Source organism: Candidatus Limnocylindrales bacterium (genome assembly GCA_035626395.1).
Taxonomy (GTDB): domain Bacteria; phylum Desulfobacterota; class Binatia; order UBA1149; family CAITLU01; genus DASPNH01.
Window position 1 is genome coordinate 520,415 of the sequence record DASPNR010000007.1, and the last position, 26,987, is coordinate 547,401.

Here is a 26,987-nt window from a genome sequence, read left to right on the forward strand (position 1 = left end):
TCCTGGGACGCGATGACCGAAGGATCCCGGGACATTCCGGGCTCTGCTGTACCCGCTACCGCCGCCCCCGCCGCGCGCGAACAGCCGCGAAGTCCACGACCCTGTCGCGCACATCGCCGGAGGCCTGACGCTCGACCGGCGCCACGCCGGTCGCCGCGTCGTATCTCTGCGCGCTGCGCGCCGTCACGGGCCGCGCCAGATGACGGAGAATGACGTCGGCTTCTTCGGCGGTGATCGGCCGTCCGAACACCGCCGTTCCCTGCTCGCCGGCAGTGTTGGCCCATTGGCTGAATTCGCGCGCCGTGGGCTTGCGGCCGAGCTCCAGGGTGCAGCGTCGTACGACGAAACCGATTGCGATCTTCGGCAGGCGCGCCATGCGGGGAGATTGCGGTGCCGACGCGGTCAATTCAACCGGCGATGACGTGCTGTGCCGACCCCTCGTCGTCAGTTCCGAGCCGCTGGTCGGGGTGTCGCCGCAGGCGGGGCGTTTCGGCTACAGTGGCCGGAATGGGCCCGCTGCCGATCTTCATCGTCCAGCTCTGGTGGTTCGTCCTGGCGTGGTCGTTGATCGTGTATCTGGCGATCTGGCCGTGGTCGCGGCGGCTCTCGACGGACGCCCGGCTCTCGCTGTGGATCGCGCCGCAGATGTTTCGCATGCTCGGTCTGGGTCTGCTCTCGCCGGTGATCTCGCCGGGGATGCCTCGCGACTTCGCCGTTGCGACCGCGGTGGGCGACGGGGTGACGGCCACGCTGGCAGTCTTTGCGTTCCTCGGTCTTCATCGCGGCTGGCGCTCGGCAAGGCCTCTTACCTGGACCTGCGCGATCGTTGGGGCCGCCGATCTCCTGATCGCGTTCCCTCATGCCAATCACAGCGGCGCCATCGGTCACCTGGCGGGGCAATGGTACGTTCCCGTCTTTGCCGGGCCCATCATGGTCGTCGCGCACGCCGCATGTTTCGTCGAACTGTCTCGAAGCACCTGTTCCTCCGATGCGTGAGATGGACAGCGACGCCGGTACTGGTTGAGAGACTGATGGACTCTTTGCAAGCACGCGACCTGACGTGGTTTCATCCTCGTATTGCCGTAGCAGGGCGATGGATGTTCTCGCTCATTTTCTTTCTCTCCGGCATCACCCACTTCACCGACATGCAAGGGTACGTGCGTTTGATGCCGGAAGCCGTTCCCTTCCGCGCGTTTTGGGTCATCGTGTCCGCCATCGTCGAGCTGGCAGGAGCGATGATGATCGTCAGCAATCGCTTTCCCCGTCTCGGCGGCTGGCTGATCGTGCTGTTCCTGGTCCCGGTGACGATCGTGGTTCATGGGGTGGCCATGGTCACCGCCGCCGATCCGGCCACGCAGCAGGCGCAAATTTCATTCTTCCTGAAGGGCGTGGCGATGTGCGGGGCCGCTCTTCTCATCACGCAACTCGGCGTGGCGGCGCGGCGGCAGTGAGTCGAGCACGCAGTCGCCGAGACTACAGGATCGGCGAGAACCCGACGAAGGTGCGTGCCGCCTTCAGCACCGCCCAATAGGCTGCAAGCGCCGTCCACTCCTCGGGCGTGCAGTGGTCGCGCGGGCCGTAGGCGATCCGGACCTCTCCGTCATCGTCTCGCATGGCTCGACCATCGGCGTCACGCTGGATGCGGTATTCGAACACCTCCGGCTCGCCTCGCGCGATCAGGCTGCGCGCCTGCTCCTCGACGAGCGCCGCCAGCTCGCCCGACCACGTCACCGCCATGACTTCGCTGTTGAGCCGCATGCTGACGGGATCGAGGTTGTAGGTGCCGAGCATCGTCAGCACGCCGTCGAACGTGATCCCCTTCGTGTGAAGGTTGTGCCGCCCGCCGGCGACGATCAGCCGCAGCGTCGGCACACGCGCCATGATCTCCGGCCACTGCTCCAGGAAGAACGCCTGGCTCAGTGCATTGTCGCTCGAGACCGGACTGTTGGTCACGATGGTGATGGCAACGCCGCGGGCGGATGCCTCCTCGAGAGCCTGCACGCCGTCTTCGGAGAGAACGACGTACGGCGTCTGCACGAACACCTCGCGCTCGGCCGTCTGCACCAGGCGAAGGACGGCGTCGGTGATGGGATCGGCGGCGGCGGTCCGGCGAGTGTGGCTGTCGAGGATGCGCGTTTCGCCGCGCACCGGGCGGGGCGGCGGCGACTGCAGCGCGCCGAACAGCTGCGGGTAGGATCGAAGCTCGCGCAGCCACGGCGGCTCCGTCCCGCTCTCGACCGGCGTCGCCTCGGTCCCGTGCAGCCACTGGTCCATCGCCTCGTACGCGTGCAGCAGCTCCCGGCGAACCTCGCTGCCGCTGTCCCAGTCGCTGGCGGGCACCGCATCCTCGCTCTCGAACTGTCGCTCGAACGCGCCTGTGAGCGCCTCGGCGATGCGCGGGCTGTCGATGCGCAGATCGGCGTCGCGAAAAGCGCGATTGCCTGGCGCCGGCTGCTCGAAGTACTCGGCGGCGATGTTGCGTCCGCCGATCAGGCTCCTGCTGCGATCGATGACGAGGATCTTGTCGTGCTCGCTCGCCATGATGGCGCTCGCACGCAGCGTCAGCAGGCCCTCGGTCCAGCGGCGCCACAGCGGACGATACTTCCTCACCGTCACGCCGCGAGTGGCTGCCAGCTCTTCGAGATGATCGTTGCCGCCGATCTCCCGCAGCATCCTGGTGCCGTAGGCGTCGAGCAGGACGCGCACGGAGACGCCGGCCTGGGCGCGTTCGAGCAGATGTCCGAGGAATGCCAGCCCGAACACGTCCTCGTGAAGCAGGAAGTAGCTGACGTCGATCGCGTGCTGGGCGCTCTGCAGGAGCCTCCAGCGCTCGGTCCAGGCCTGGGTATTGTCGCCGTAGAAGCGAAGCGCCGCGACGTCGGGAGGATCGGCGAACGTCTCGAACGTCTGCCGCAAGGTGGCGGTCGCGGGCGGCGCAGCGCGCACCGGCGAACCGCCGGGCCGCTCGGCTCGCACGGGCCACAGCCCACAACCTGCAACCAGGGTGATGGCGGCGAGCATCGCAGCTGCCGCGGTCGTGCGCCGCCGCAACTTCATCCTTGGCCGCGATGCCGTCACACGCCTGCGAGCACGGCCGTGCGACCCCAGGCCGGACAGCGCGCGCTGCTCGGAGAATGGCAGGGCCACGCACTGATGATGCCCGTTGCCGCGGCGTTCGCCCAGACTGCGGCCGGAATCCGGAGCAGCTGGGCAGCCATGGTTTCGCGCGCTGTCGCCTCGCGGGCGGGTCGTGTTTTGCCGATGACGCGGCGATAGTTGCGCCCATGGCGAGCCGGCGCATGCAGCAGCCCTCGGCAAACGGCGAGCACGATTTCCTCGAGGGCATCCGCGGTCTCGTCGACGGTGGCGGTCGCGGCGGCGGCGTTCTCGTGGGTATCGGAGATGATGCGGCCGTCGTACGCACGAGTGGCCTGACGGTGCTGACCACCGACACCGTGATGGAGGGCGTGCACTTTCGTCCCGGCTGGCTGCGGCCCGGCGAGCTGGGCGTGCGCGCCTTCCGCGCCGCCGTCTCCGACGTCGCGGCAATGGGCGCGCGGCCGCGATACGTCCTTCTCTCGCTGGAGGTCCCGGTGCTGGCGCCGGGGCGTACGCGCTTCGATCCACGATTCGCGACCGCGCTGATCCGCGGCCTTGCCCGTGATGCCCGAGGCGCCGGCGCCGCGCTGGTCGGGGGTAACATCGCCGCCGCATCGTGCTGGGCCCTGACCGTGACGGTCGTCGGTGAGGCGCGCACGAAGCCGGTGACGCGAGACGGCGCGCGCGCGGGTGACGTCGTCGTGGTCACCGGAGAGCTCGGCGGTGCGGCAGCAGGCGTGGCCGCGCTCAGCGGCGGCGGCGCCTCGCCCGCTCTGACGCGCGGCTATCGGAATCCACCCACTCGTGTCGAAGTCGCAGCCGAGCTGGCCGAAGCCGGGTTGCTGCACGCGATGATCGATGTCTCCGATGGTCTTCTGCAGGACCTTGGACACCTCAGCCGCCGCTCGAGCGTCCGCGTCGAGGTCGACACCGATGCGGTGCCCATTCATGCGGCCGCGCGGCGGCTGACGGCAACGCGCGAGGCTGCGCTGGCGCTCGCCGTTACCGGAGGCGAGGACTACGAGCTCGCAATGACGGTCGCAGCCAGGCACGTTCCCGCGATCACTCGCATCGCCGCGCGTCATCGCTGCCGAGTCAGCGTGATCGGCCAGGTTCGCAGCGGTAAGCCGGCCGTGGTCGACGTCACCGGCAGGAAATGGCCGCAGGCGGGTTTCGACCACCTGCGTGCAAGGCGCCGGCGCTGATGGATCTCGACTGGCTACAGTGGCCGGCGATGGTGGTGACGGTCGCCGCCGCCTGGTTCGTCGGCTCCCAGCGCAAGTTCAAGCGCAACTACGGCTTCTGGCTGTTCCTGCTCAGCAACGTGCTGTGGGCGGTGTGGGGCTGGCACGACGGCGCGTGGGCGCTGATCGTGCTGCAGATCTGTCTGGCCGCGCTGAACCTGCGCGGCGTGCGCAAGAACACGACGTGAGCGCATTGCCGCTGGTGACGATGCGGGGCGCAGTGCGCGTGATCGGCGCCGTTCATGCCGGTCGCAGCGGTGACCGTCGATAGCGCTGGTACAGAGCGGCAGGATCTCGATAGACGGCACGCGCGCCTCGCAGGCTTTCGTTCGTCCAGCCGCCGCACCGGAATGCGATGACGGCAACGCCGGCGCGCCTGGCGGCCTCGACGTCGTAGGGAGTGTCGCCGATCATCAAGGCGCGTGCGGGAGCGCTGCGTCCCTTGCGCAGCGCCGCCTGAACGATGTCCGGGTCCGGTTTGGAATGCTCTGCGTCATCGGAGGATGTGGCCTTGTAGAGGAACGGCCGCGCGCCGGCGATCTCCAGCAGCGACTCGAGCTCATCGTCGCGCGCACTGCTGGCAACCACCAGGCGCAGTCCCTGGTCGCGCATGCGGTCGAGAAGCTCGCGCACGCAAGGGAAAGGGCGGATCCTGGCCAGGTAGCGCTCGCGAAAGATCTGCACGCGCCGCTCCAGGATCGCTCTGCCTTCGTCGGACTCGGGATCGAGACCGGTCAGAAGCGGCAGCATCTTGTCGCCGCCCATGCCCACCATCCGCCGGGCCTTGAAGTAGAGGCCCGGCCGTCCGTTTTCGGAGAGTGCGTCTGCCCACGACGACGCGTGCGCAGCGTTGCTGTCGATCAACGTGCCATCCACGTCCAGGAGCACGCACTCGATGCGCAGTGGTTGGTTCACCGACAGTCCGGAAGAGGAGTACGGGTGGCCGCACCGCACTCGGTGCGTAGGACCGAAGCAAGGAGCGGCCGCCGCCGTGGCAGCGGCCGCTCCTCACAGGCGCGCTAGCGGTGGCCGCGTCCAGATTTGCTGCTGGACCGGCTGCGCGACGTCTTGGATTTGTTCTTGGCGGCCGACGATCCGGACTTGGCGTTCTTGCCGCGCGACGAAGACTTGGGAGAGGCGCCTTTTGCCGCCACCGATGCCGAGCGAGGCGAGGTGGAGCGACCGGACCTGGCGGATTTGCCGGAGGTCGCCGACTTGCGCGAGCGACCGCCGGTACCGCCCTTCGACCCGGACTTGCCGGTGGAGCCGGATTCGCCGGAGCCGGTAGCCGCCACCGAGCGTGAACGCGAGCGCCCGCCGCCGCCCATCATCTTGTCCATTCCCGACTTGGCCGACAGCGCCGAGAGCAGCTCCTTGGGGCTCGGGATCCAGCCCTCGCCCTCGCTCTGAAGCTCACCCTTGCGCGCCTGGATCTGCGCGCCCAGCTCCTTGAGCTGCGCGGCGTCCATGGCTTTGCGGGCCTTGGGGAACATCGACTTCTCTTCCTCGCTGGCGTGGTGCTCGATCAGCTCCTTGAGCACCTTGCCCTTGGCCGAGAACTCCTCGGACTGCGCGTCCACGCCCTTGATTTCGGTCAGCACCACGTCGGCGACGTGATGCTCCTCGATCGCCTCCTGGTAGAGCTTGGCGTCCTGCTTCTTGGTGACGGCGTCGCGATAGGCAGGGTAGAAGATCTCCTCCTCGATGGTCGTGTGCATCTGGATTTCCTGCTCGAGCTGCGCGAGCAGCTTCTGGCGCTGGTCGCCGGAGCGCTCGGTGGTCTTCTCGAGCTTGGCCAGAAGGCCCTTCACCTTCTTGTGATCCTCCTTGAGCAAAGCGATGGCGTCCTTTCTGTTTCCTCGATTGGGCATGAGACCTCTCCTGTTCGAGTTGGTTGTTGGCTCGCGTCGCCTGCGCAACGTGAAGACGTGTCTGTGCGCCAGCATGGACACGAAAAGCGCATGTCGTACAGACGAAAGGCCGAGGCAGATGCATTCCCTGCGCCGCATTTGCACTCGTGGGGGCCACGTGAGTCCTCGATGCGGGGACAATCCGGTCATGTCGTGGCCGAATCGCGCTCGCGGGCGTTCTTGTTCCGTGACGGCTTCCGAGCGAGCGTGGTGGAGAAGACACGCCTCCAGCATCACCACCTGAGCAAAGACACGCCCCGAGGACACGTCCGATGACAGCAAAGATCGGTTACGCCGCGATGCTCGAACAGTTTTCGCCGAGCGAGATGCTCGAGCTCTGCGTTGCCGCCGAGGCCGCCGGCTTCGAGGGCATCATGGCGGCCGATCACCTGCAGCCATGGGTCCCGCAGCAAGGCCAGTCGGCGTTCGTGTGGGCCTTCATGGCTGCCGCCGCCGAGCGCACACGCGGCGACATAGGGCCGGGCGTGACCTGTCCGTCGTTTCGCATGCACCCCGTGATGGTCGCACAGGCCGCGGCGACGATGGCCGCCATGTATCCGGGAAGGTTCTGGCTCGGCCTCGGCTCAGGCGAGGCGCTCAACGAGCACGTCATCGCCGGCTACTGGCCCGAAGCGGTCGAGCGCACTCATCGCATGTTCGAGGCGGTCGACATCATCCAGCGCCTGCTGACGGGCAAGCAGATCCGGCACGACGGCCGCTTCTTCAAGATGGAGACGATCCGCCTGTGGACGCTGCCGCAGGAGCCCCCGCCCATTTACATCGCGACGGCTGGCCCGCTGACGGCGCACCGTACGGGAATGATCGCGGACGGGCTCATCACGGTGGGTGCGCCCGTGGAGAAGGTCGCAGGGATCCTGGAGAAGTGCCGCGAAGGCTGCCGCGAGGTCGGCAACGATTGCGACCGGTTCCGCTTCACGCTGCAGCTGCATCTGTCGTGGGCGCCGACCGACGAGGAGGCCATGCGCAATGCCATCGTCGAATGGCCCAACGGCGCAATGAAGTTTCCGAAGCAGGACATCCGCTCGCCGCACGACTTCGAGCAGATCGCCAGGATGGTCGGGCCCGAGGACTTCCAGGGACGCATGGTGATCAGCTCCGATCTCGAAGCGCATCGCAAGGAGATCCAGAAGTTCCTCGACCTCGGCTTCCACCAGATCTACCTGCACAACGTCGGTCGCAATCAGCGTCAGTGGCTCGAAGCGTTCGGGCGCGAGGTGCTGCCGGCGCTGCACGCGTGATGGGCGGAAGGATTCATGCTGGCGTGGAGGGGATGAACGGCGAGACGATGGTTCGAGTTGAGCCGAGGATCGGCTTGGGCAAAGAACACCGCATGACGCCCCAGCTCCTTCGAGATCTTCTCGAGCGCGTGGCGCGCGGCGAGCTGGGCGCCGAGCAGGCGCTGGAGCAGATCCGCCATCTCCCGTTTCGTGACGTCGACGCCGGCCGCATCGACCACCACCGCGAGCTTCGCACCGGCATCCCCGAAGTGATCTTCGGCGCCGGCAAGAGTGCCGAACAGATCGTGGCCATCGCCCGCGAGATGGCCGATCGCGGCAGCGGGCTGCTCGTCACGCGAATCGAGCAGGGGCCGGCCGCCGCGCTGATGTCGGCCGTCTCGGGCGTGGAGTACTTCCCGGCCGCGCGCCTTGCGATGCGCAGGCGCAGCCACGCCATCGAGGGTGTTGCTGCGTCGATGCGCGTGGCGGTGGTGTCGGCGGGAACTTCCGATGCCGGGGTGGCCGAGGAAGCGGCGCTGACGCTGGAATTCCTCGGCATCCAGGTGCGGCGTCATTGCGACGTGGGCGTGGCCGGCATCCATCGGCTGCTCGCCGACCGCACCGCCATCGGTGAAGCGACGGTCGTGATCGTGGTCGCGGGCATGGAAGGCGCGCTGCCCAGCGTCGTTGCCGGCCTGATCGACCGGCCCGTCATCGCGGTGCCCACCAGCGTCGGCTACGGCGCCAGCTTCGGCGGCCTGGCGGCGCTGCTTTCGATGATGACCTCGTGCGCGCCGGGCATCACCGTCGTCAACATCGACAACGGCTTCGGCGCGGCCGTGGCGGCTGCGGCGATTCTGCGTGCGATCGGACGGGGCGGCGCCTGAACGTCAGCCGGCTGCCGAGGCGTCCTCGAGCAGCTTCCATTCCAGCTCGTAGGTGCGAAGCGAGCCGGTGGCGAAATCCCGCACCAGGATCTTGGTAGGGCGCGGCCTCGAGCCGACCATGACGTGATCCTTGTCGGTGCGGATGCGCACGAGGTTGCTGAAGCTGTCCTTGTAGAACTTGATCATGCGCGGGACGAGCTTGGCCTTGTCGAAGCTGATCACGTACAGCGAGTACGGCTGGCCCTTGCCCGCGTAGAGCGACACCGTCTTCTCGTGCGGGTTCTCGTCCGAGATGAACGCGCCGGAATAATCGGTCTTCCAGAAGGGAAAGAAATCGAGCCCGCGCAGGTCGGTGCCGGCCAGAGGGTCATCGACACCGATGGCATGCTCGGACGCTCCGGTCTTCTCGACGACCTTGCCCTGCTTCCACGCCAGAGGGGTCTGCGACTTCCACCCCGTTTCTTCCTGCGTGAAGACCTGCGTGCCGCCGCCGGCCGGATCCAGCACCAGGACGGCCTTCCTGCCCGCGCCTTCGCCATCCTTGACCGTGATGGTGGCCTGCACCTTCTCGTTCACCGTCGCCATGCGCTCGGCGCGGTCGAGGAACGCGACGAGATCATTGATGTCGGCGCGGGCGGAAGACGCCGCGGCAACGACAATGGCAACGGCGGGGACGGCGAGAAGACGCACGTGACGGATTCGCATCGGCCTAGGCTGCTGCCGGCCCTGGCGGTTTGCAAGCAGCCGGCCCATCTGCGCCGCACTCCTAGTCAGCGGTCGTGCTAACCGAGGTTCGACAATCGATGTTGCCGCCGCGCCTGGCGCACGGAACGCGCAGCGCCGTCAGGCACTCGCCGCTGCCGGCCTCGCCGAACAGAGCGGATACGTTGACCCGCTCCTGTTCCTCGAGCGCCGGGATCTCACTGCCTTTCATCTTGAACGTCAGCCGGGCCAGGCCTGCGGTTTCCGAAAGGCTGAGTGTCGCCGATGAGATCCCGTTGGACGTGCTCGTGGCCGCTTCCGCATCGCGGAAGCGGTGGCGCCGGCCGTTGATGCGACCGCTCCAGTTCGCTGCCTGCAAGCGCGCCTCATAGATGCTGGCGCCCCCATCGTCGAGCACCGCAATGATGACTCCGGTCATCGACGGATCACTCGTGACGAGGCCGAGGGGCAGATCGATGCGGCCCTTGAGCCTGTCGTTGGTGTCTCCCGAAGGCATTGCGGCGGCCAGCGACGCTGCCGTCGCATACGCGCTGCTGTCGGTCATGCAGTCGCCGTGGTCGCAAGTGCCGGGTGCGGTACAGTAGTCGGCGTCGTTGCAGGCGCCTCCGGTCAGATCGGCATGGACGCAGCCGGTAGAAGCATTGCAGAGATCGTCGGTGCACTCGTTGTGGTCGTCACAGATCGAGTCGAGCGGCTCGTGCTGGCAGGCGCCGGCCTGGCACGTGTCGGCCGTGCACGCGACGCCTTCCTCGCATGAGACGACGTGGATGCAGCGGTGCAGGACCGGGTCGCAACGGTCCAGCGTGCAGCCGGCGCCGTCGTTGCAGAGGGCGGTCACCGGGTAGCCGGGGCTTTCGGCGAGGCAGCCTTCGTCCTGGCAATCGTTCCTGCAGCCGTCGCCGCTGACGGTATTGCCGTCGTCGCAGCTCTCGCCCTCGTCGATCTCGCTGTTGCCGCAGACCGGGCAGCCGTCGAGGGTGGGGTTGACCGCGAGTGATGGGGCCGGAGAGATCACGCCGTTCAGCAGCGGCGGCTTGCCGGGATCGCGATAGGTGATGGTCGTGTTGTCGCCGACACCGTCGGTGAGGATTCTGCTGCCGGCAGCCGCGACCATGCTTTCGCCGACGGAGATGTCCACGCCATCGTTGTCGGGATTGGGAGAGCCGAAAGATGCATCGATGCGCGCCGTACCGGCGAGGCGCAGACGGCATGCATCGATGAGCTGGTCGTCGTCGCTTCGCCACGCCGCGCCGGCGCGCAGTTTGCCGGCAATGTCGATGTCGGTACCGATGACGACGAACTGGCCATTGCTCGGATAATCGTACTCGCCGGCCGGCTGGGTGGCGCGGACGTCGATTTCGCCGTCGATGCTAACGGGCCCGAGCGATTCCAGCGCCACATACCCTCCGCCGATGAGCGACGCGGTGTGGACGAGTGCACCTTGCGCCAGTGTGATCGATTCCTCGCTGTAGATCCGAATGCCGCCGCCGCCGGCGCCGCCGTCTCCGCTCTGCTCGGGCGGCGGCCCCTGCGCGCGAACTTCACCGCGGACGTCCACCTTTCCGTAGGCGGAGAGGTAGATGTAGCCGCCGGAAGCGCCCGGGCCGCCGTCGCTGTGCAGGCGCGCGCTCGGGCCGACGAGTATGTCGCCGATAGCCCGAAGATACTGATAGCCGCCGTAGCCTGACTCCCAGTTCAGACCGTAACCGTAGCCGTAGCGTTCCAAGCGGCCGCCGCCGTCGGTGCTGATCTCCTGCAGCGCCTCGCCGTCGGCAGTCTGCACGACGAGGATGTCGCGGCCCGCCGACAGCTCGACCCGGCCGCCGTTGGCGTAGGCGCCGTCACCGGCAGCGCCGCGAATGCTGGCACCGACCGTGATGTCGCGGCCGGCATCGAGCGTGACGCTGCCGCCCCATGCGGTGCCCAGGGCATCGATTCCCCCGGAGACATCGACATCCACGGCGGCGCGGATCTCGATGCTGCCGCCGCCGGAGGTGTCGTAATCGTAGTTGGTGCCCGGTGCCGTCGCGATGGTGATGGGTCCCGTGGCAACGACGGATCCACCCGAGAGGATCTCGATGTCGGCCGCGTAGGCACCGGGCGTCGTAGCCGAGAAGTTCAGTCGCCGCTGGAGGATGATGTCGCCTCTGGCGCGTATGCTGGCGCTGCCCGGGTTGCTGCCCGAAGCGCCGATGCGGCCGTCGCCGAGGATCGATCCAGGATCGACGTCGATGGCGACGGAGCCTCCGTTGCCGCCGTCGCCTTCGATCACCGGATAGGCCGTCGCTCCCGTCTGGAGCTCGAGCTGGCCGCACGTGATCGAGATATCGGGCTGGCCGCGCAGCCGCGCAGGTCCGGTAAGGCGTACCGTGCGCTCGCCGAAGTCGAGCGGGCCGGTGACGTCATAGGTTGCTGAGATGACGCAGGGGTCGGTGCCTGGCGAGCAGATGTCGTCGGCGCTGGCGGCGGTCAGGGCATGGGCGCTGGTCGCGGCAAAGGTCGCGGAAACGAGCAGAATCACCGGCGGCCACGCATTCACGTTCATCGTTGCCCTCTCTTCCTGCGGTGGCCGACGTCCTTGACGCCGTTGGCTTGCGCGACGATCCCCTCGATGTTCGGCTCGCGACCGGCGAGCAGGAAGCCGTAGCCGCCGTTGCCGACGGCCGAGGAGCCGCGCAGGTCGTTGCGCATGCCGGTCACGACGATTCCATGCTCGCGGTTGTCCTGTGCCCGCCCCTGAAGGACGACGTCGTTCGCGAGCACCCGCAGCCCGGCGCCCGCGTTGCCCACGGCCTCGACGCCGATCATGCGGCCGCCCTGCCCCGAGATGCGGATGCCGTCGGCACCGTTGCTCGCGGCGCGGACGTCGATGACCAGGGTGCCTGCAGAGCGCAGGTTCAATCCCTCGTAGACCTGTCCGCGGACCTCGACGTGCTGAAGCCGGCGCACGGCGCGTGGGGTACGGGACTTGAGGCCGACGGCGAAGCCGACGATCTGGCCGCGGCGGCCCTCGGCACCGCCATTGATCAACGCACCGTCATTGCCTCCCGCGTCGACGTCGATGCCGACACCCGAACCGCGGCCCACGATGGCCAGCCCCGCCAGATCCAGAACGATGGTTTCGGCCAGCTCGCCGGCACGCACGATCAGGCCGTCTCCGCGACACCGCCCCGACACCACCGGATCGCCGGCGCGAAGGACGGTGTCGGAGACGACCGTATCGCCGCAGGCGCAGGGGACGCGGGCGCCGCCGACGTCGTCGCCGCAGGCTTTGGCAAATGTGGGTACGGGCAGCGAAAGGTGGGCCAGCCAGACCGACGCGCCGAGCAGTGCAGTCAGCGCGGGTCGGCGGCGGCCCTGAGACACGACGCGACCCTAGTGGGGCAGCGGACGCTATGTCAACGCCCCATCGGGGCGTCCAGGCTCATGCGCGGACCGCGCAGACGGTACCGCCGCCGCCAAAAACGAGCCTCGACCGGCAAACCTCACGTTGCGCCAACACAGGGTTTTCCAGTACATAGGGACATCGTTCTTGCGCGGGGGGCCGTCTGGACAGTGGGCTTGCGGCTGCGGGCCGACCGATCAGCGCGTTCGCGCTTTTGTGGCTCTATCGAGCCAGGAGGTTTGTCGTGAAAATCGAAGTGGGAAGAGCATTGCTCGCGGCGCTGGTTCTGGGGTTGGCCGGCGGCGGGCAGGCGTGGGCCGATGGAGTGGAGGCGGAGACGCCGGGGACGGGCAGCATCGTCAACGGCATCCCCACCAACCTGCAACCCACCACCGGTGCGCTGCTCTTCGTCGGGCCCGATACCAAGAACCAGTTTCTCGACTGCTCCGTCGTCCTGATCGGCTGCCGCACCGCCCTGACCGCCGCGCACTGCATCTGCAAGGATTCCAACAACGCCGAGCTGTGCGAGGCCAGGGAGATCGCCAACCTCGGCGAGGAAGACCTGCGCGTCTTCTTCCAGCACAGCGGCATCCATCACGTCCGGGACGTCTTCATCAATCCCGAGTACGAGCGCGGCAAGCGCGGCGACATCGCCGTGCTGCGCCTGTCGGAGAAGGTGACCGGCGTCGAGCCCGCGCGCGCCAACCTCAAGGACGGCATCGCCGTGCAGCACGGCACCGAAGGCATCATTGCCGGCTTCGGAAACAGCGGCGACGACAGGCTCGACGCCGCCATCAAGCGCGTCGGTGAGGTGGTCACCGACAAGTGCCCCGCCGGCATCATCGAGCCGGCCAACATCTGCTGGAACTTCATCGAGCCGATCGAGGCGCCCGGAAGCGAAGCCAACGTCTGCTTCAAGGATGACGGCGGACCTCTGTTCGTCGACTTCGGCTCCGGCCCCGTTGTCGCGGGAATTCACGCCGGCGGCAGCGACACCTGCGAGGAGTTCGCGTTCGCCTACGACACCAACGTCTTCAAGAACCATCAGTGGATCATGAACGTGGGCGGCGTCGACATCGGCCGCGAGCAGTGCAGCCTCCTGAACGAGGTCGGCGAGAACAACGTCGTCGTCAAGGGCGCCTCCGGCAAGCTGCCGAAGTCCGAGGACGAGGCCCGCTTCGTGTTCGACATTCCGCAGGACACGATCCTGCTTCGCGTGACCGTCAACGGCGACACCGAGCGCGAAGGCGACTACGACCTTTTCGTGGGCCTCGACGAGGCGCCGACCAAGTTCGACAACGATTGCCAGTCGCGCGGAGTGGGCCAGTTCGGCGTCTGCGAGATCGCCAATCCGGACGCCGAGAAGGTCAGCGTCCTGATCAAGCACGTCTTCCAGGGTCAGGGCCGCGGTCGCAGCCGCTTCCAGGTGACCGTGACCGCGTTCGGACCGCCGCCCGACGGGCTGCTGCCGCCGGCGCCGCGGCAGCTGCGCTACGAGAACCGCAGCGAGATCCTGCGCCGCTTCATGTGGCTGGACGAGTCGTTCAACGAGGAAGGCTTCCAGATCCAGCGCAGCCTCGGCAGGTTCACCGACGACTTCGTCACGCGCGGGCAGGTCGCTGCCGACAAGGACTTCTTCCTCGACAGCACCAATCCCGACAACATCTACACCTACCGCGTCCGCGCCTTCAACGAGTCGGGCTTCTCGGAGTGGAGCAACGACTGCATCGTCAACGATCCGGGCCCCACGCCGCCCAACCGCCTGCGCGTCGAGGAGATCACCGACAACAAGGTGGTGCTGCGCTGGAACGACCGCAGCGACGACGAGACCGGGTTCGAGCTGCAGCGGCGGGTCGCCGGTGCGAAGCGCTGGCGGCAGGTTGCCATCCTCAACGCCGACGATGAGCGCCATGCCGACCGCAGCGTCGACGGCGACACGGCTTACGAGTACCGCGTGCGGGCCAAGGGGCGCTTCGTCAACTGCATCAAGGACTCGAAGTTCAGCCCGAAGCTCCTCGTGTCCACCCCGTAGCCTGCAACGCAGGATCGGGACCGAATCCAGGACGGGCGGCCGAGAAATCGGCCGCCCGTCTTCGTTTGGCCGGTCGAGCCGGCCTCTCCCGACGCGCCGCGCTCCCGCCGCATGCGGCCAGCGACCGCGGTGCGCCGATGTGCGCCGATGTGCGCTGGCGGTGCGCTGGATGTGCGCGAACCGTGCACGAGCTGTGCGCAAGCCTGTGCACCGGCGAATCGATGCCACCGATGATCTTGCGTGCCCGCTGCAGGCCGCTAAAACCGCAGCAGCATGCGCTTCCTTCACACCTCGGACTGGCACCTCGGCCGCAGCCTCTTCGTCGCGCCGCTGCTCGAGGACCAGGCGTTCGTTCTCGACCAGCTCGTGACGATCGTGCGAGAGGAGGGGATCGAGTGCGTGCTGCTGGCCGGCGACGTCTACGACCGCTCGATTCCTCCCGTCGATGCCGTGCGTTTGCTCGACGACGTCCTGCTGCGCATCGTCGTGGGCGAGCGCGTGCCGGTGATCGCGATCGCCGGCAACCACGACAGCGCCGACCGGCTCGGCTTCGGCGCGGGGCTGCTGTCGGGCGGCGGGCTGCATGTCGTCTCCGGCTGCGCGCGCGTGGTGACGCTCGGCGATGCGCACGGACCGGTCGACGTCGTGGCCATTCCGTATGCCGAGCCCGCCGTGGTGCGCACGCGCCTCGGAAACGAGGGCGTCGTCGATCACGACTCGGCACTCCTGGCCGACCTGTCCCACGATGGCGCCAGGCCGGCGAAGGGCAGGCGCACCATCGCCATGGCGCACGCGTTCGTTGCCGGCGCCACCGCCAGCGAATCGGAGCGGCCGCTGTCGGTGGGCGGCACCGGCAGCGTGCGCACGACCTGCTTCGACGGCTTCGGCTACACCGCGCTCGGCCACCTGCATCGGCCGCAGCAGGTGGGGCGCCCCGAGCTTCGCTACAGCGGCTCGCTGCTGAAGTACTCGTTCGCCGAGGCCGACCATGCCAAGAGCCTGACGATCGTCGACATGGACGCACGCGGCACGTGTTCGATCGAGCAGGTCTCGCTGCGGCCAAGGCGCGACGTGCGCGTGATCGAGGGCGAGATGAACGAGCTGCTGCGCGCGTCGGCGTCCGATGCCGGGCGCGACGACTACATCCTTGCCATGCTGACCGATCGCGGCGCGATCCTGGATGCCGCCGGCAAGCTTCGCCAGGCCTACCCCAACTGCCTGCACGTAGGCAGGAAGTCCTTCGCTGCCGACCCCGTCGAGGCTCAGCGCCGCGACCCGCGCCGCCACACCGAAGCCGAGCTCTTTCGCGCGTTCTTCGAAGAGGTCACGGGCGAGCAGCCGACGCTGACGGAGGCCGGAGTGTTCGAGGCCACGGTGACGCAGGTCCGCCGCCGCGAGCAGGAGGCGGCGTGAGTCCGTTGCCGCGGCGGCGATGAGACCGCTGCGACTGACGATGCGTGCCTTCGGTCCGTACGCGGACGAAGTCACGCTGGATTTCTCGGAGCTGCGCGGCCGCTCGCTCTTCCTGATCCACGGTCCGACCGGCGCCGGCAAGACGACGATCCTGGACGCGATCTGCTTTGCCCTTTTCGGCAAGGCCTCCGGCGAGGACCGCAGCGCCGACGCGGTCCGCAGCGATTTCGCCGACGCATCCGTGCGCACCGAGGTCGAGCTGGATTTCGCCATCGGCGAGCGGCTCTACCGCATCCACCGCGCGCCGGAGCAGGACCGACCTGGTGGCAAGACGAGGCGTCCGGCGGCGGCAACGCTGTGGCGTCTTTCGTCGCGCGGCGGCGGCCAGGAAGAAGTGCTGGCGAGCAAGAGCCGCGAGGCCAGCGACAGGATCGTCGAGCTTCTCGGCTTCGAGGCCGATCAGTTCCGGCAGGTCGTGCTGATCCCGCAGGGCGAGTTCCGCCGCGTCCTGGTCAGCGATTCGAAGGAGCGCGAGAAGATCCTCGAGACGCTGTTCGGCACCGAACTGTACCGTCGCATCGAGGAAGCCCTGCGCGAATCGGGCAGCCGACTGCGTGCCGACATCGAGAAGGAGCGACGCGTCCTTGCGGCGCTCGTCGAGCAGAGCGGAGCGGAGAGCCTGGACGACCTTCGCGCGCGCTGCGAGCAGGCCGAGCAGCGCATGAGCGAGCTGCAGGATCGGGAGACGCGTGCGCGAGCGGCCGACGCCGTCGCGACGCGCGCGCTCGAGCAGGCGCGCGCCGCGGCGGCGGCGCTGGAGGAGCTTGGCAGCGCGCGCGCTGCGCGTGCCGATCTGGAGCGGCAGGCCGACGTGCACACGGGCTGGCGCCGCGAGCTGGAAGCCGCTCGGCGCGCGCAGCACGTGGAATCGGATCGCACGCGTCTGGAGCTGGCGAACAGGCATGCCGACGCCGCTGCGGCCAGGCTCGCCGCTGCGCGTGAGCATGCCCAGCGGTCCGTCGATGAACGGCGCGACGCGCAGGAGACGCTCGCACGCGAGACGCGGCGGGCGGGCGAGCGGGCGGCCGCGGCCGAGCAGGTGCGACAGCTCGAGCAGGCGCTTGCTCAGTCCGAGCGCGTCGCGGATCTGACCGCTGCGCTGCGAAGCGCCGAGGTGGGCTTCGCCGACGCCGACGGCGCCGCCAGGCGCAGCGAGCGCGAGATCGGGTTCGCACAGGCACGGTGCGAGGTCCTGTCGCGAGAGCTCGAAGGCGTTCGCGCCGTCCGCGACCAGCTCGAACGAAGAAGAGTTGCCGCCGCCGAGGCCGCCGAGCGAGTGAAGAAGCTCCAGCAGCTCGCCGAGGCGCGCTCGCTGCTGCTGAAGCAGACGGTTGCTGTCGGCGGCGCGCAGGCCCGCTGCGAGCAGAGCGCGAAGCGTCTTGCCGACGCCGTCGCCCACGAACGGGATGTGCTGGCGGCGTGGACGGCCGGGCAGGCGGCGGTCCTGGCGCGCATGCTCGAGCCTGGCCAGCCGTGTCCCGTTTGCGGCTCCGGCGAGCATCCTCATCCGGCCGTCGCTGCCGGCGCCGTGCCGACTTCCGAAGAGTTCGACGCGGCACGCACTGCGGTCGAGGAGGCGCGCTCGGAGCAGCACGCGGCGGCCGCCGCTCTGTCGCAGGCGCGAGAGGAGGCCGGCGTTCTGCGCGAGCGACGCGATGGTTTGGAGCGCGAGCTCGGCGAGTGGGCGGAAGCGACGCTCGAGTCGGTCGCGGCCGCGCTGGAAGCCGCGCGCCGGGAGCTGGTCGAGGCCGGCAAGGCCGACGTCCGATGCCGCGCGATCGAAAAGGAGATGCGCGAGCGCCGCGAGGCGATCGAGGAAGCTCAAGCCGACCAGGCCTCGGCGCAGCAAGCCGCTGCCAACGCGAGGATCGAGCTCGAAAAGATCAAGACGCTGCTGGAGGAGCTGGCGCGCGAGCACGGCCCCGTCACCGACGTTGACGCTCTGACGCGCCAGCTCGCACAGGCGCGCAAGCGACGTGACGAGATGGAAGCGGCGTTCGAGGCCGCCAAGGAGCGCCAGACGCGCAGCGAGCAGGCGTTGCTCTCGTCGCAGCGTGCGGTTGCCGACTGCGAGGCGGAGGCGGAGAAAAGCGCGGAGGCAGCGCGCACCGCGACCGCCGATCTCGATCGGGCGCTGGCGGCGCAAGGTTTCGACAGCGCCGCCCAGGCCCTTGCCGCGCGTCGCAGTGCGGCCGCGATGCGCGAGCTCGACGAGGCGCTGTCGCGCTACGACGCCGCCGTGCATGCCTCCGCCGAGCGCCTGGCCCGCGCCGAAGCATCGGCTGCGGGCATCGCTGCTCCCGATCTGGATGCGCAGACGCAGCAGGCTGCAGCGGCCAGGAATGCGCTGGAGCAGGTCGTCGCCGAGCGCGCACGCATGGCCGAAGCGGCGCGTGCCCACCGGCAGGCGCTGGCCGCATTGACGGCGGCGCACGAGAAGGTGGTTGCGCTCGAAGCCGAGTACGCCACCGTCGGCCGCGTCTCCGACGTCGCCTCTGGCCGCAATCCCGCGGGGATCTCGCTGCTGCGCTTCGTGCTCGGCGCGCTTCTCGATGACGTTCTGGCTGCCGCCTCTCAGCGGCTGCGGCGCATGAGCCACCAGCGTTTCGCCTTGACGCGCTCGGGCGAGCGGCGCGATCGCCGCACCAGCGGCGGCCTCGACCTCGAGGTGTTCGATTCGCACACCGGCACCTGCCGTCCTGTGGCCACGTTGTCGGGCGGCGAGAGCTTTCTGGCGTCGTTGTCGCTGGCGCTGGGACTGGCTGATGTCGTGCAGGCGTACAGCGGCGGCATCCACCTGGAGACGATGTTCGTCGACGAGGGCTTCGGCACGCTCGACCCCGAAGCGCTGGATCAGGCCATGAGCGCGCTCGAAGAGCTGCAGGCCGGCGGGCGCCTGGTCGGAATCATCTCGCACGTGCCCGAGCTCAAGGAACGCGTGCAGGCGCGCCTGGAGGTCATACCTGGACCGCGCGGGAGCACGGCGCGGTTCGTCGGCTGAGGCTGAGTGATCGTTGCCCGAAACGGCATGACGGCCGGGCGCTGCACCAACCATGATCGTTGCCTTCTACGGCTTACGACGGCGCGGCAGAAAGGCACCGGCATGACGGCCGAGGCATGTCCTTTTCGTCATCGCGCTGGGTACATGGGTCCCGCGGCGGGGCGTGGCGACGCCATGCGTCGAATAGTCACGGCCGAAACTTGACTTAAAAGTCCGGTATTCCTACGGTCATCGTCATGCACATCACGGCGCAGGAAGAATACGGGCTGCGATGCCTCTTGCGGGTGGCGAAGCACGCGTCGGACGACCCGATTCGCACCCACGAGGTGGCCACGGCCGAAGGCCTCAGCCTCGAGTACGCCGCCAAGCTGATGCGCGTGCTCAAGAACGGCGGTCTCGTCGTCAGCACCCGTGGCGCGGCGGGGGGCTATCTGCTGGCGCGGCCCGCGAGCGAAATCAGCGTCTGGGACGTCCTGTCGGTGCTGGACGGCCCCCTATACGAAGAGAAGTTCTGCGCGAGCCACACGGGCTCGCAGACCGACTGCGCTCACACCACCGACTGCTCGGTGCGGGCGGTGTGGCGCAACGTCAACAACATCCTGCAGACGGCGCTGTCGGCCATCTCCCTGGCCGACCTTCGCCGCGACGAGCGCTCGACTGTTGCATGGCTGACGCGCGAGCTTGCCGGCGCCGGTCGGGCGGAATCGTCGTCGGCACCGGCTGTCGGCAACGGCTCGGGCTCCGTCTCCGAGCGTGAGAGGCTGGCATGAGCGGCACCACCGGACCCGACGCTCGCGAGCTCGTCGAGAGCGGCGAGTACAAGTGGGGCTTCATCACCGACATCGAAAGCGATGTGGCACCGCCGGGCATCAACGAAGAGATCATCCGCTTCATCTCGGCCAAGAAGAACGAGCCCGAATTCATGCTCGAGTGGCGGCTGAAGGCATTCCGCGCGTGGTCGAAGATGGCGCAGGCGCAGGGCGAGCCGAAGTGGGCGCACGTCCGCTTCGCCCCCATCGACTATCAGGGCATCAGCTACTACGCCGCACCCAAGCAGAAGCCGAAGCTCTCGAGCATGGACGAGGTGGATCCGGAGCTGCTCGATACGTTCGAGAAGCTCGGGATTCCGCTCGAGGAGCGCAAGCTGCTGGCGGGCGTGGCGGTCGACGCCGTGTTCGACAGCGTCTCGGTCGCGACCACGTTCAAGGACACCCTGGCCAAGGCCGGCGTGATCTTCGGCTCGTTCACCGAGGCGGTGCAGAACCATCCCGAGCTGGTGCGGAAGTATCTGGGCTCGGTGGTTCCGATCACGGACAACTTCTACGCCGCGCTCAATTCGGCGGTCTTCACCGACGGCAGCTTCTGTTACGTGCCCAAGGGCGTGAAGTGCCCGATGGAGCTGTCGACGTACTTCCGCATCAACGCCGCCAACACCGGACAGTTCGAGCGCACGCTCATCGTCGCGGACGAAGGCGCCTCGGTGAGCTATCTCGAGGGCTGCACGGCGCCGATGCGCGACGAGAACCAGCTCCACGCGGCGGTCGTCGAGCTGGTCGCGCTCGACCGCGCCGAAATCAAGTACTCGACGGTCCAGAACTGGTACCCGGGCGACAAGCAGGGCAAGGGCGGTATCTACAACTTCGTGACCAAGCGCGGCAAGTGCGCGGGCGCGTATTCGAAGATCTCGTGGACGCAGGTCGAGACCGGCTCGGCCATCACCTGGAAGTATCCAAGCTGCATCCTGCAGGGCGATCACTCGGTGGGCGAGTTCTACTCGGTGGCGGTGACGAACAACTACCAGCAGGCCGACACCGGCACCAAGATGGTGCACATCGGCAAGGATACGAAGAGCACGATCATCTCCAAGGGCATCAGCGCCGGCCACGGGCAGAACAGTTATCGCGGCCTGGTGCAGGTAGGCCCGAACGCCGACCGCGCGCGCAACTATTCGCAGTGCGACTCGCTGCTGCTCGGCGACAAGTGCGGCGCCCACACGTTTCCTTATATCGACGTGCGCAACTCGACCGCGCAGGTCGAGCACGAGGCGTCCACCTCCAAGATCGGCGAGGACCAGCTCTTCTACTGCCAGCAGCGCGGCCTTTCGGAAGAGGACGCGGTCTCGCTGATCGTCAACGGCTTCTGCAAGCAGGTCTTTCGCGAGCTGCCGATGGAGTTCGCGGTGGAGGCACAAAAGCTCCTCGGCGTCACGCTGGAAGGAGCGGTGGGATGAGCATGCTCGAGATCGACAACCTTCACGCCGAGGTGGAGGACAAGAAGATCCTCAACGGCCTGTCGCTCTCCGTCGGGGCCGGCGAGGTGCACGCGGTGATGGGGCCCAACGGCTCGGGCAAGAGCACGCTGGCCCAGCTTCTGGCCGGCCGCGAGATCTACACGGTCACCGAGGGCAGCGTGACCTTCGATGGCAAGAACCTGCTCGAGATGGAGCCGTACGTTCGTGCGCGCGAGGGAATCTTCCTGTCGTTCCAGTACCCGCTCGAGCTTCCGGGCATCGCCAACTCCTACTTCCTCAAGGCGGCGGTCAATGCGGTGCGCAAGCACCGCGGACAGGACGAGCTGGACGCGGTCGACTTCCTGATGGCCGCTCGCGCCAAGATGAAGCTGGTCGGCCTGGACGAGGCGTTCCTGCATCGCGCCGTCAACGAAGGCTTCTCCGGAGGCGAGAAGAAGCGCAACGAGATCTTCCAGATGGCCATGCTCGAGCCGCGCCTGGCCATTCTCGACGAGACCGATTCGGGGCTCGACGTCGATTCGCTTCGCACGGTGGCCCAGGGCGTGAACAGCCTGCGCGCGCCGGACCGCGCCATCATCGTCATCACGCACTATCAGCGGCTGCTCGACTATATCGTGCCCGACCGCACGCACGTGCTTTCGGGCGGGCGGATCGTCCGCTCCGGCGGCCCCGAGCTGGCGCGCGAGGTCGAGGAGCGCGGCTACAAGACGATCGCCGAGCAGGCGCAGGCGTAAGGAACGAGGCGAGTGAGCACGGCTGGCGACATCACCGGGCAGTTCGAGCGCGTGCGCGCGAGGCTGTCGGGACGCGGCGCCGGGTGGCTGGACGCGCTGCGCACGCGCGGGCTCGCCCGCCTCGCCGAAGCCGGCTTTCCCACGGTCAAGCACGAGGACTGGAAGTACACGAACGTCTCGCCGGTGCTGCGCGACTCGCTGCGGCCGGTCCTGGCCGATGAGGTGAGGATCGAGGAGGCGGAGGTCGCGGCGGTGCTGGGTGGCGTTGCCGGCCTCGACGGCGACTCGCCGCTGCTGGTGTTCGTCGATGGCCATTATCGCGCCGCCTCGTCGCGGCACGGCAGGCTGCCGCGCGGGCTTCGCGTCAGCAGCCTGCGCGAGCGCCTCGAGCGTGAGCCGGCCACGCTCGAACCGTGGCTGGGCAAGTACCTGCCGGTGGAAGCGCACGGCTTCGCAGCCATGAACACCGCTTTTCTCGACGATGGCGCAGTGATCGAGATCGACGAAGGCGCGATCATCGAGACGCCGGTCCACGTGGTGTTCCATTCGACGTCGCGCGCCGAACCGTTCGTCACGCATCCTCGCAACGTCATCGTGGCCGGCCCCGGCAGCTCGGCGCTGATCGTCGAGCACTACGTCGGCACCGCCGGCGCGCGCTACCTTACAAACGCGGCAACCGAGATCGCCGTCGGCAGGAGCGCGGCGCTCGGCCACGTGCGCGTGCAGCGCGAGCCGGAGAGCGCCTACCACGTCGGCCGCGTGCAGGTGGACCAGGAGGCCGGCAGCTCGTTTTCCTCGCACAGCTTCGGGATCGGCGCCGCGCTCTCGCGCGTCGAGCTTCCCGTGCGGCTCGGCGGCGATCACGCCGAGTGCACGCTGTCGGGACTGTGGGCGCTGCATGGCGCGCAGCACGCCGACCATCACATCCAGATCGACCACGCCTGTCCGTGCACGCGCAGCCGCCAGCTCTTCAAGGGTGTCCTGGAAGACAGCGCGCGCGGCGTCTTCACGGGCAAGGTCCTGGTGCGCTCGGGCGCGCAGAAGATCGAGGCGCGGCAGAACAACGCCAATCTCGTTCTCGGGAACGGCGCGGTGGCCGAGACGCGCCCGCAGCTCGAGATCTACGCCGACGACGTGCAGTGCACGCACGGCGCCAGCATCGGCCGTCTCGACGACGACGCGCTGTTCTACATCCAGCAACGCGGCATCGATGCGCGCGAGGCGCGCCGTCTGCTCGTGTACGGCTTCGCCATCGAAGTGGCCGAATCGGTCGTGCCGCCGACGCTTCGGCAGGGCATGGAAGCGATGGTTTCGGAGCGCGTCGCCGGCCTGGCACGGCAAGGAGAAGCGAAGTGAGCGCAACGGCGCGACCGCAGCCCGTCCGCGATTCGTCGGCGGCGGAGTACGACGTCGAACGGATCCGGAACGACTTCCCGATCCTGTCGCAGAGCGTGCACGGAAAGCCGCTCGTCTATCTGGACAATGCCGCCACGACGCAGAAACCACGCGCCGTGCTGGACGCCGTCAATCGCTACTACGAGCACGACAACGCCAACGTGCATCGCGGCGTCCACACTCTGAGCGAGCGTGCCACCATCGCCTACGAGGACGCGCGCACGCGAGTCGGCCGCTTCGTCGGCGCAGCCTCCTCGAGCGAAATCGTGTTTCTTCGCGGTGCCACCGAGGCGCTGAACCTGGTCGCGCACAGCCTGGCCCAGACCGAACTGCGCGAGGGCGACGAGGTCGTCGTCTCGTACATGGAGCACCACTCCAACATCGTGCCGTGGCAGATGGCCTGCGCTCGCACCGGCGCCAGGCTGCGCGTGGCGCCGGTGGACGAGAACGGCGAGCTGATGCTGGAGGAGCTGGCGGCGCTGCTCGGCCCGCGGACGAAGATCGTCGCCGTCACGCACGTTTCCAATGCGCTCGGTACCGTCAACCCGATCGCTCGCATCGCACAGGTGGCCCACGATGCCGGCGCCAGACTGGTCGTCGACGGCGCGCAGGCGGTGCCGCACATCCCTCTGGACGTCGACGCGCTCGGCTGCGACTTCTACGCATTCTCCGGCCACAAGGTGTACGCGCCGATGGGCATCGGTGCGCTGTGGGGACGCCGCGAGCTGCTCGAGAAGCTGCCGCCGTATCAGGGCGGCGGCGAGATGATCCTGTCGGTGACGTTCGAGCAGACCACGTACAACACGGTGCCGCACAAGTTCGAGGCGGGAACTCCCGACGTCGCCGGCGCCGTCGGGCTGGCGGCTGCTCTGGACTATCTGGACGCGCTCGGCCTGGAGAACGTGGCGGCGCACGAGCAGGACCTGCTGGCGTATGCGCGCGAGGCGCTGCTTTCGGTGCCGGGGTTGCGCATCGTCGGAAACGCGCGCGAAAAGGCCGGCGTGCACTCGTTCGTGCTCGAGGACATCCATCCGCACGACATCGGTACGATTCTCGATCACGAGGGCGTCGCGATCCGCACCGGGCATCACTGCGCGCAGCCCGTGATCACGCGTTTCGGACTGCCGGCCACGGCTCGCGCTTCCTTTGGCCTGTACAACTCGCGCCAGGACGTGGACCGCCTCGTCGCCGGCCTGCAGCGCGTTCGGGAGATGATGGGCTGATGTCGGATCTGCGCGATCTCTACCAGGAGCTGATCCTGGATCACGGCCGCCGCCCGCGGAACTTCGGCCGCCTCGGCGAGGCCACCCATCACGCCGAGGGCTACAACCCGCTGTGCGGCGACAAGATCATGCTCTACCTCGAGCTCGACGGCGACAGGGTGCGTGGCGTGAGCTTCGAAGGGCAGGGGTGCGCGATCTCGCAGGCTTCAGCGTCCCTGATGACCGAAGCGGTCAAAGGCAAGACCACCGCGCAGGCGCTGGCGCTCTTCCGCAAGCTGACGGCGCTGGTGACGGCGCGAGACGAGGATGTTGCCGCCGAGACCGACACCGAGCTGGGGAAGCTGGCGGTGTTCGAGGGAGTGCGGCAGTACCCGCTGCGCGTCAAGTGCGCCACCCTGGCGTGGCATACGTTGCACAACGCGCTCGAAGGCAAGGCAGAAGAAGTCGCGGTGACCGAATGAGCCACGAGCACGAACACAAGAATCAAACGATGAGCGCAGAGCCGGAGGCCGGGATGGCAGCAAAGCCCGCTGCGAACGCACCATGGGAGCGGCATGATGCCGCTGCCGCTGCGGGTCAGCAGCCTGAAGTCCGCAACGTTCCCGTGCCTGACGCCGTCATTCAGCAGACCGGTCAGGAGCAGCCGGTGACTCTCCCCGACTCCGTCGCCAATGCCTCGGCGCCCGTCGCCGATGCCGGTGCGGCATCCGAAGCCGGCGGCGAGCTCGACATCGCCGAGATGGAAGAGCGCATCGTCGAAGCGCTGCACACGGTCTTCGATCCCGAGATTCCGGTCGACATCTACGAGCTCGGGCTGATCTACGACCTGCGCATCCAGCCGGACGGCCATGTCGACATCAAGATGACGCTGACCACTCCCAATTGCCCCGTCGCCGGATCGATGCCGGGCATGGTCGAGCGCGTCACCGGCATGGTCGAGGGCGTCAAGTCCGTGAACGTCGAGCTGGTGTGGGAGCCGATGTGGGGCCCGCACATGATGACGGAGGCCGCGCGGCTGCAGCTCAACATGTACTGAACGACTTCCCGCTTTCCGCAGCTCGTCGGCGGAGCCGCCGTCGGGCAGCCGTCACGCCACCGCCCGGCCACGAGGCGTCAGCTCCGCACCCGATACCGCACCGGCATCGTCTTGAGCCCGCCTACGAACGTCGTCGCCATCGATTCGGCCGGCCCCGTCAGCTCGATCTCCTCCAGCCGCGGCAGCAGCTCCCGGAAGAACGCCTCCACCTCCATGCGCGCAAGGTGAGCGCCGAGACAGAAGTGCACGCCGATGCCGAAGGCGAGGTGCTGATCCGCGTTGGCGCGCCGGATGTCGAACCGCATGGGATCGTCGAAGACGGTCTCGTCCCGATTGGCCGACAGGTACGACATCATCAGCCAGTCCCCCGCCTTCAACTTCGTGCCCGCCAGCTCGTAGTCGCCCTGCGCCTGCCGCATGAAATGCCGCACCGGCGTCACCCAGCGGATCATCTCGTGCACGGCGTTGGGAATGAGCGAAGGGTCATCCTTCAGCGCACGCAGCTGCTCGGGGTTTCGAATGAGCGCCTCCAGGCCGCCGGCCAGCGTGCTGGAGGTGGTGTCGTGTCCGGCCGTGGCGACGATGGAGTAGTAGCCGGCGGTTTCGAGCTCGCCGAGCGGCAGCCCGTCGATCGTGCCGTTGGCGATCGTGGAGGCGAGGTCGTCGGTGGGGTGGGCGCGGCGGTCGGCGGTGATGCGCGCAAAGTACATGGCCATGTCGTTGAGGGCAGCCTGGAAGATCTTGACCGGCTCTTCGCCTTCAGCGCCGCCGACGTCCGGATCCTCTCCGCCGAAGATCTTCTGCGTCAGCTCGAGCATGCGCGGCTCGTCGCTCTCGGGCACGCCGAGGATGCTCAGGATCACGTGCAGCGGATAATAAAGCGCGATGTCGCGCACGAAGTCGCACTGGCCGTCGAAGTCGAGCATGCGGTCGACGAAGCGCCGCGCCAGCACGGGAAGCTGTTGGCCGACGTTGCGACGCAGGTTGGCCGGCTTGAACCAGTCGTTCGTGATCAGCCGCGTGTTGCGATGCTCGGCGCCGTCCATGTGGATGAGCGTCTTGATGTCGAGGCCGGCGGCGCGCCCGCTCTCGACCTGGCTGCGCGGCAGGAGCACCGAGTCTCGCGTGTTCCAGAACAGCAGGTGATTGCGCTCGACCTCGGCCAGGTCGGCGTGACGAGTGACGACTCGGAAGGGAACGTATCCTTCGACATCGACCAGCGGCAGCGGCTCGGAGCGGCGCAGGCGGCCGGCAGCGGCGTGCCACGAGTCGAGGTCGGCGTAGGCGGTGCGGTCGATGAAGATGCGCGCATCGCCGAGGTGCGAGAAGTCCTGCATGCCAGCGGTCTAGCAACCG

Annotated in this window: 24 protein-coding genes; 16 read left to right on the forward strand and 8 right to left on the reverse strand. The window is 68.0% G+C overall.

From position 1 onward, the window contains the following. Positions 1-55 precede the first annotated feature (55 nt). The gene (locus VEC57_05650; GenBank protein HYB98602.1) at positions 56-376 is read right to left on the reverse strand and encodes a hypothetical protein; all 321 of its coding nucleotides are present in this window, start codon (positions 374-376) and stop codon (positions 56-58) included. Between the two features lie 131 nt (positions 377-507). Here VEC57_05650 and VEC57_05655 point away from each other — a divergent pair, with 131 nt between their 5' ends. Further along, positions 508-996 (forward strand): hypothetical protein, encoded by a 489-nt coding sequence (locus VEC57_05655; protein ID HYB98603.1) that lies wholly within the window; start codon positions 508-510, stop codon positions 994-996. Then, complete coding sequence (locus tag VEC57_05660; GenBank protein ID HYB98604.1) at positions 993-1,451, forward strand: DoxX family membrane protein; 459 nt, start codon at positions 993-995, stop codon at positions 1,449-1,451. The genes VEC57_05655 and VEC57_05660 overlap by 4 nt, the downstream gene beginning before the upstream one ends. A gap of 22 nt (positions 1,452-1,473) precedes the next feature. Here the strand turns inward: VEC57_05660 and VEC57_05665 are convergent, their stop codons facing one another. Continuing rightward, positions 1,474-3,021 carry a phosphatidylserine/phosphatidylglycerophosphate/cardiolipin synthase family protein gene (locus VEC57_05665; GenBank protein ID HYB98605.1) on the reverse strand — a complete coding sequence of 516 codons (1,548 nt, stop codon included), beginning with the start codon at positions 3,019-3,021 and terminating at the stop codon, positions 1,474-1,476. Positions 3,022-3,284: 263 nt separating this feature from the next. Here VEC57_05665 and thiL point away from each other — a divergent pair, with 263 nt between their 5' ends. Further along, positions 3,285-4,304 (forward strand): thiamine-phosphate kinase, encoded by a 1,020-nt coding sequence (gene thiL, locus VEC57_05670; protein ID HYB98606.1) that lies wholly within the window; start codon positions 3,285-3,287, stop codon positions 4,302-4,304. Next, the gene (locus VEC57_05675) at positions 4,304-4,531 is read left to right on the forward strand and encodes a hypothetical protein (protein HYB98607.1); all 228 of its coding nucleotides are present in this window, start codon (positions 4,304-4,306) and stop codon (positions 4,529-4,531) included. Before thiL ends, VEC57_05675 begins: the two co-directional genes overlap by 1 nt. A gap of 52 nt (positions 4,532-4,583) precedes the next feature. Here the strand turns inward: VEC57_05675 and VEC57_05680 are convergent, their stop codons facing one another. Together VEC57_05680 and VEC57_05685 are read right to left on the reverse strand one after the other, a co-directional pair. Continuing rightward, positions 4,584-5,258: an HAD family hydrolase gene (locus tag VEC57_05680; protein HYB98608.1), complete on the reverse strand. Its 675-nt coding sequence runs from the start codon at positions 5,256-5,258 to the stop codon at positions 4,584-4,586. A gap of 104 nt (positions 5,259-5,362) precedes the next feature. After that, positions 5,363-6,214: a hemerythrin domain-containing protein gene (locus VEC57_05685; protein HYB98609.1), complete on the reverse strand. Its 852-nt coding sequence runs from the start codon at positions 6,212-6,214 to the stop codon at positions 5,363-5,365. A 311-nt stretch (positions 6,215-6,525) separates the two neighbouring features. Between VEC57_05685 and VEC57_05690 the strand changes: the two genes are divergently transcribed. Both VEC57_05690 and larB read left to right on the forward strand, forming a co-directional pair. After that, positions 6,526-7,512 carry a TIGR03557 family F420-dependent LLM class oxidoreductase gene (locus tag VEC57_05690; GenBank protein HYB98610.1) on the forward strand — a complete coding sequence of 329 codons (987 nt, stop codon included), beginning with the start codon at positions 6,526-6,528 and terminating at the stop codon, positions 7,510-7,512. 92 nt (positions 7,513-7,604) lie between these two features. Continuing rightward, the gene (larB, locus tag VEC57_05695; GenBank protein ID HYB98611.1) at positions 7,605-8,378 is read left to right on the forward strand and encodes a nickel pincer cofactor biosynthesis protein LarB; all 774 of its coding nucleotides are present in this window, start codon (positions 7,605-7,607) and stop codon (positions 8,376-8,378) included. A gap of 3 nt (positions 8,379-8,381) precedes the next feature. Here larB and VEC57_05700 read toward each other — a convergent pair whose 3' ends face one another. The 3 genes from VEC57_05700 to VEC57_05710 form a co-directional block, all read right to left on the reverse strand. Then, positions 8,382-9,083, reverse strand: coding sequence for a hypothetical protein (locus tag VEC57_05700; GenBank protein ID HYB98612.1), 702 nt, complete (start codon positions 9,081-9,083; stop codon positions 8,382-8,384). A 61-nt stretch (positions 9,084-9,144) separates the two neighbouring features. After that, positions 9,145-11,646, reverse strand: coding sequence for a hypothetical protein (locus tag VEC57_05705; protein HYB98613.1), 2,502 nt, complete (start codon positions 11,644-11,646; stop codon positions 9,145-9,147). Continuing rightward, the gene (locus VEC57_05710; protein ID HYB98614.1) at positions 11,643-12,467 is read right to left on the reverse strand and encodes a right-handed parallel beta-helix repeat-containing protein; all 825 of its coding nucleotides are present in this window, start codon (positions 12,465-12,467) and stop codon (positions 11,643-11,645) included. The genes VEC57_05705 and VEC57_05710 overlap by 4 nt, the downstream gene beginning before the upstream one ends. Positions 12,468-12,730: 263 nt before the next feature. Here VEC57_05710 and VEC57_05715 point away from each other — a divergent pair, with 263 nt between their 5' ends. The 10 genes from VEC57_05715 (at position 12,731) to VEC57_05760 (ending at position 25,631) form a co-directional block, all read left to right on the forward strand. Continuing rightward, complete coding sequence (locus tag VEC57_05715; protein ID HYB98615.1) at positions 12,731-14,518, forward strand: trypsin-like serine protease; 1,788 nt, start codon at positions 12,731-12,733, stop codon at positions 14,516-14,518. A gap of 273 nt (positions 14,519-14,791) precedes the next feature. Continuing rightward, on the forward strand, positions 14,792-15,931 hold the full coding sequence (locus VEC57_05720) for an exonuclease SbcCD subunit D (protein HYB98616.1): 1,140 nt from the start codon (positions 14,792-14,794) through the stop codon (positions 15,929-15,931). 19 nt (positions 15,932-15,950) lie between these two features. After that, positions 15,951-18,992 carry an SMC family ATPase gene (locus tag VEC57_05725; protein HYB98617.1) on the forward strand — a complete coding sequence of 1,014 codons (3,042 nt, stop codon included), beginning with the start codon at positions 15,951-15,953 and terminating at the stop codon, positions 18,990-18,992. A gap of 236 nt (positions 18,993-19,228) precedes the next feature. Beyond that, on the forward strand, positions 19,229-19,762 hold the full coding sequence (locus tag VEC57_05730) for an Rrf2 family transcriptional regulator (protein HYB98618.1): 534 nt from the start codon (positions 19,229-19,231) through the stop codon (positions 19,760-19,762). Further along, entirely contained in the window at positions 19,759-21,222 is a 1,464-nt protein-coding gene (gene sufB, locus VEC57_05735; GenBank protein ID HYB98619.1) for a Fe-S cluster assembly protein SufB, read from the forward strand. The genes VEC57_05730 and sufB overlap by 4 nt, the downstream gene beginning before the upstream one ends. Further along, on the forward strand, positions 21,219-21,977 hold the full coding sequence (gene sufC / locus VEC57_05740; protein HYB98620.1) for a Fe-S cluster assembly ATPase SufC: 759 nt from the start codon (positions 21,219-21,221) through the stop codon (positions 21,975-21,977). Before sufB ends, sufC begins: the two co-directional genes overlap by 4 nt. Before the next feature lie 12 nt (positions 21,978-21,989). Continuing rightward, positions 21,990-23,333, forward strand: a complete 1,344-nt coding sequence (sufD, locus tag VEC57_05745) for a Fe-S cluster assembly protein SufD (GenBank protein ID HYB98621.1) — start codon at positions 21,990-21,992, stop codon at positions 23,331-23,333. After that, positions 23,330-24,595: a cysteine desulfurase gene (locus VEC57_05750; GenBank protein HYB98622.1), complete on the forward strand. Its 1,266-nt coding sequence runs from the start codon at positions 23,330-23,332 to the stop codon at positions 24,593-24,595. Before sufD ends, VEC57_05750 begins: the two co-directional genes overlap by 4 nt. Next, positions 24,595-25,056, forward strand: a complete 462-nt coding sequence (locus tag VEC57_05755; protein ID HYB98623.1) for an SUF system NifU family Fe-S cluster assembly protein — start codon at positions 24,595-24,597, stop codon at positions 25,054-25,056. The genes VEC57_05750 and VEC57_05755 overlap by 1 nt, the downstream gene beginning before the upstream one ends. A 143-nt stretch (positions 25,057-25,199) precedes the next feature. After that, entirely contained in the window at positions 25,200-25,631 is a 432-nt protein-coding gene (locus tag VEC57_05760; GenBank protein HYB98624.1) for an SUF system Fe-S cluster assembly protein, read from the forward strand. A gap of 77 nt (positions 25,632-25,708) precedes the next feature. Here the strand turns inward: VEC57_05760 and VEC57_05765 are convergent, their stop codons facing one another. Beyond that, the gene (locus tag VEC57_05765; protein ID HYB98625.1) at positions 25,709-26,968 is read right to left on the reverse strand and encodes a cytochrome P450; all 1,260 of its coding nucleotides are present in this window, start codon (positions 26,966-26,968) and stop codon (positions 25,709-25,711) included. Positions 26,969-26,987: the final 19 nt, after the last annotated feature.

Bases quoted from the DNA above. Each gene is read 5' to 3' on its own strand.
- VEC57_05690 (HYB98610.1), top strand. From the start codon at position 6,526: ATGACAGCAAAGATCGGTTACGCCGCGATGCTCGAACAGTTTTCGCCG.
- VEC57_05705 (HYB98613.1), bottom strand. From the start codon at position 11,646: ATGAACGTGAATGCGTGGCCGCCGGTGATTCTGCTCGTTTCCGCGACC.
- VEC57_05675 (HYB98607.1), top strand. From the start codon at position 4,304: ATGGATCTCGACTGGCTACAGTGGCCGGCGATGGTGGTGACGGTCGCC.
- VEC57_05665 (HYB98605.1), bottom strand. From the start codon at position 3,021: ATGCTCGCCGCCATCACCCTGGTTGCAGGTTGTGGGCTGTGGCCCGTG.
- larB (HYB98611.1), top strand. From the start codon at position 7,605: ATGACGCCCCAGCTCCTTCGAGATCTTCTCGAGCGCGTGGCGCGCGGC.
- VEC57_05755 (HYB98623.1), top strand. From the start codon at position 24,595: ATGTCGGATCTGCGCGATCTCTACCAGGAGCTGATCCTGGATCACGGC.
- VEC57_05685 (HYB98609.1), bottom strand. From the start codon at position 6,214: ATGCCCAATCGAGGAAACAGAAAGGACGCCATCGCTTTGCTCAAGGAG.
- sufB (HYB98619.1), top strand. From the start codon at position 19,759: ATGAGCGGCACCACCGGACCCGACGCTCGCGAGCTCGTCGAGAGCGGC.
- VEC57_05720 (HYB98616.1), top strand. From the start codon at position 14,792: ATGCGCTTCCTTCACACCTCGGACTGGCACCTCGGCCGCAGCCTCTTC.
- VEC57_05650 (HYB98602.1), bottom strand. From the start codon at position 376: ATGGCGCGCCTGCCGAAGATCGCAATCGGTTTCGTCGTACGACGCTGC.
- VEC57_05725 (HYB98617.1), top strand. From the start codon at position 15,951: ATGAGACCGCTGCGACTGACGATGCGTGCCTTCGGTCCGTACGCGGAC.
- VEC57_05655 (HYB98603.1), top strand. From the start codon at position 508: ATGGGCCCGCTGCCGATCTTCATCGTCCAGCTCTGGTGGTTCGTCCTG.
- VEC57_05700 (HYB98612.1), bottom strand. From the start codon at position 9,083: ATGCGAATCCGTCACGTGCGTCTTCTCGCCGTCCCCGCCGTTGCCATT.
- VEC57_05765 (HYB98625.1), bottom strand. From the start codon at position 26,968: ATGCAGGACTTCTCGCACCTCGGCGATGCGCGCATCTTCATCGACCGC.
- thiL (HYB98606.1), top strand. From the start codon at position 3,285: ATGGCGAGCCGGCGCATGCAGCAGCCCTCGGCAAACGGCGAGCACGAT.
- VEC57_05730 (HYB98618.1), top strand. From the start codon at position 19,229: ATGCACATCACGGCGCAGGAAGAATACGGGCTGCGATGCCTCTTGCGG.
- sufC (HYB98620.1), top strand. From the start codon at position 21,219: ATGAGCATGCTCGAGATCGACAACCTTCACGCCGAGGTGGAGGACAAG.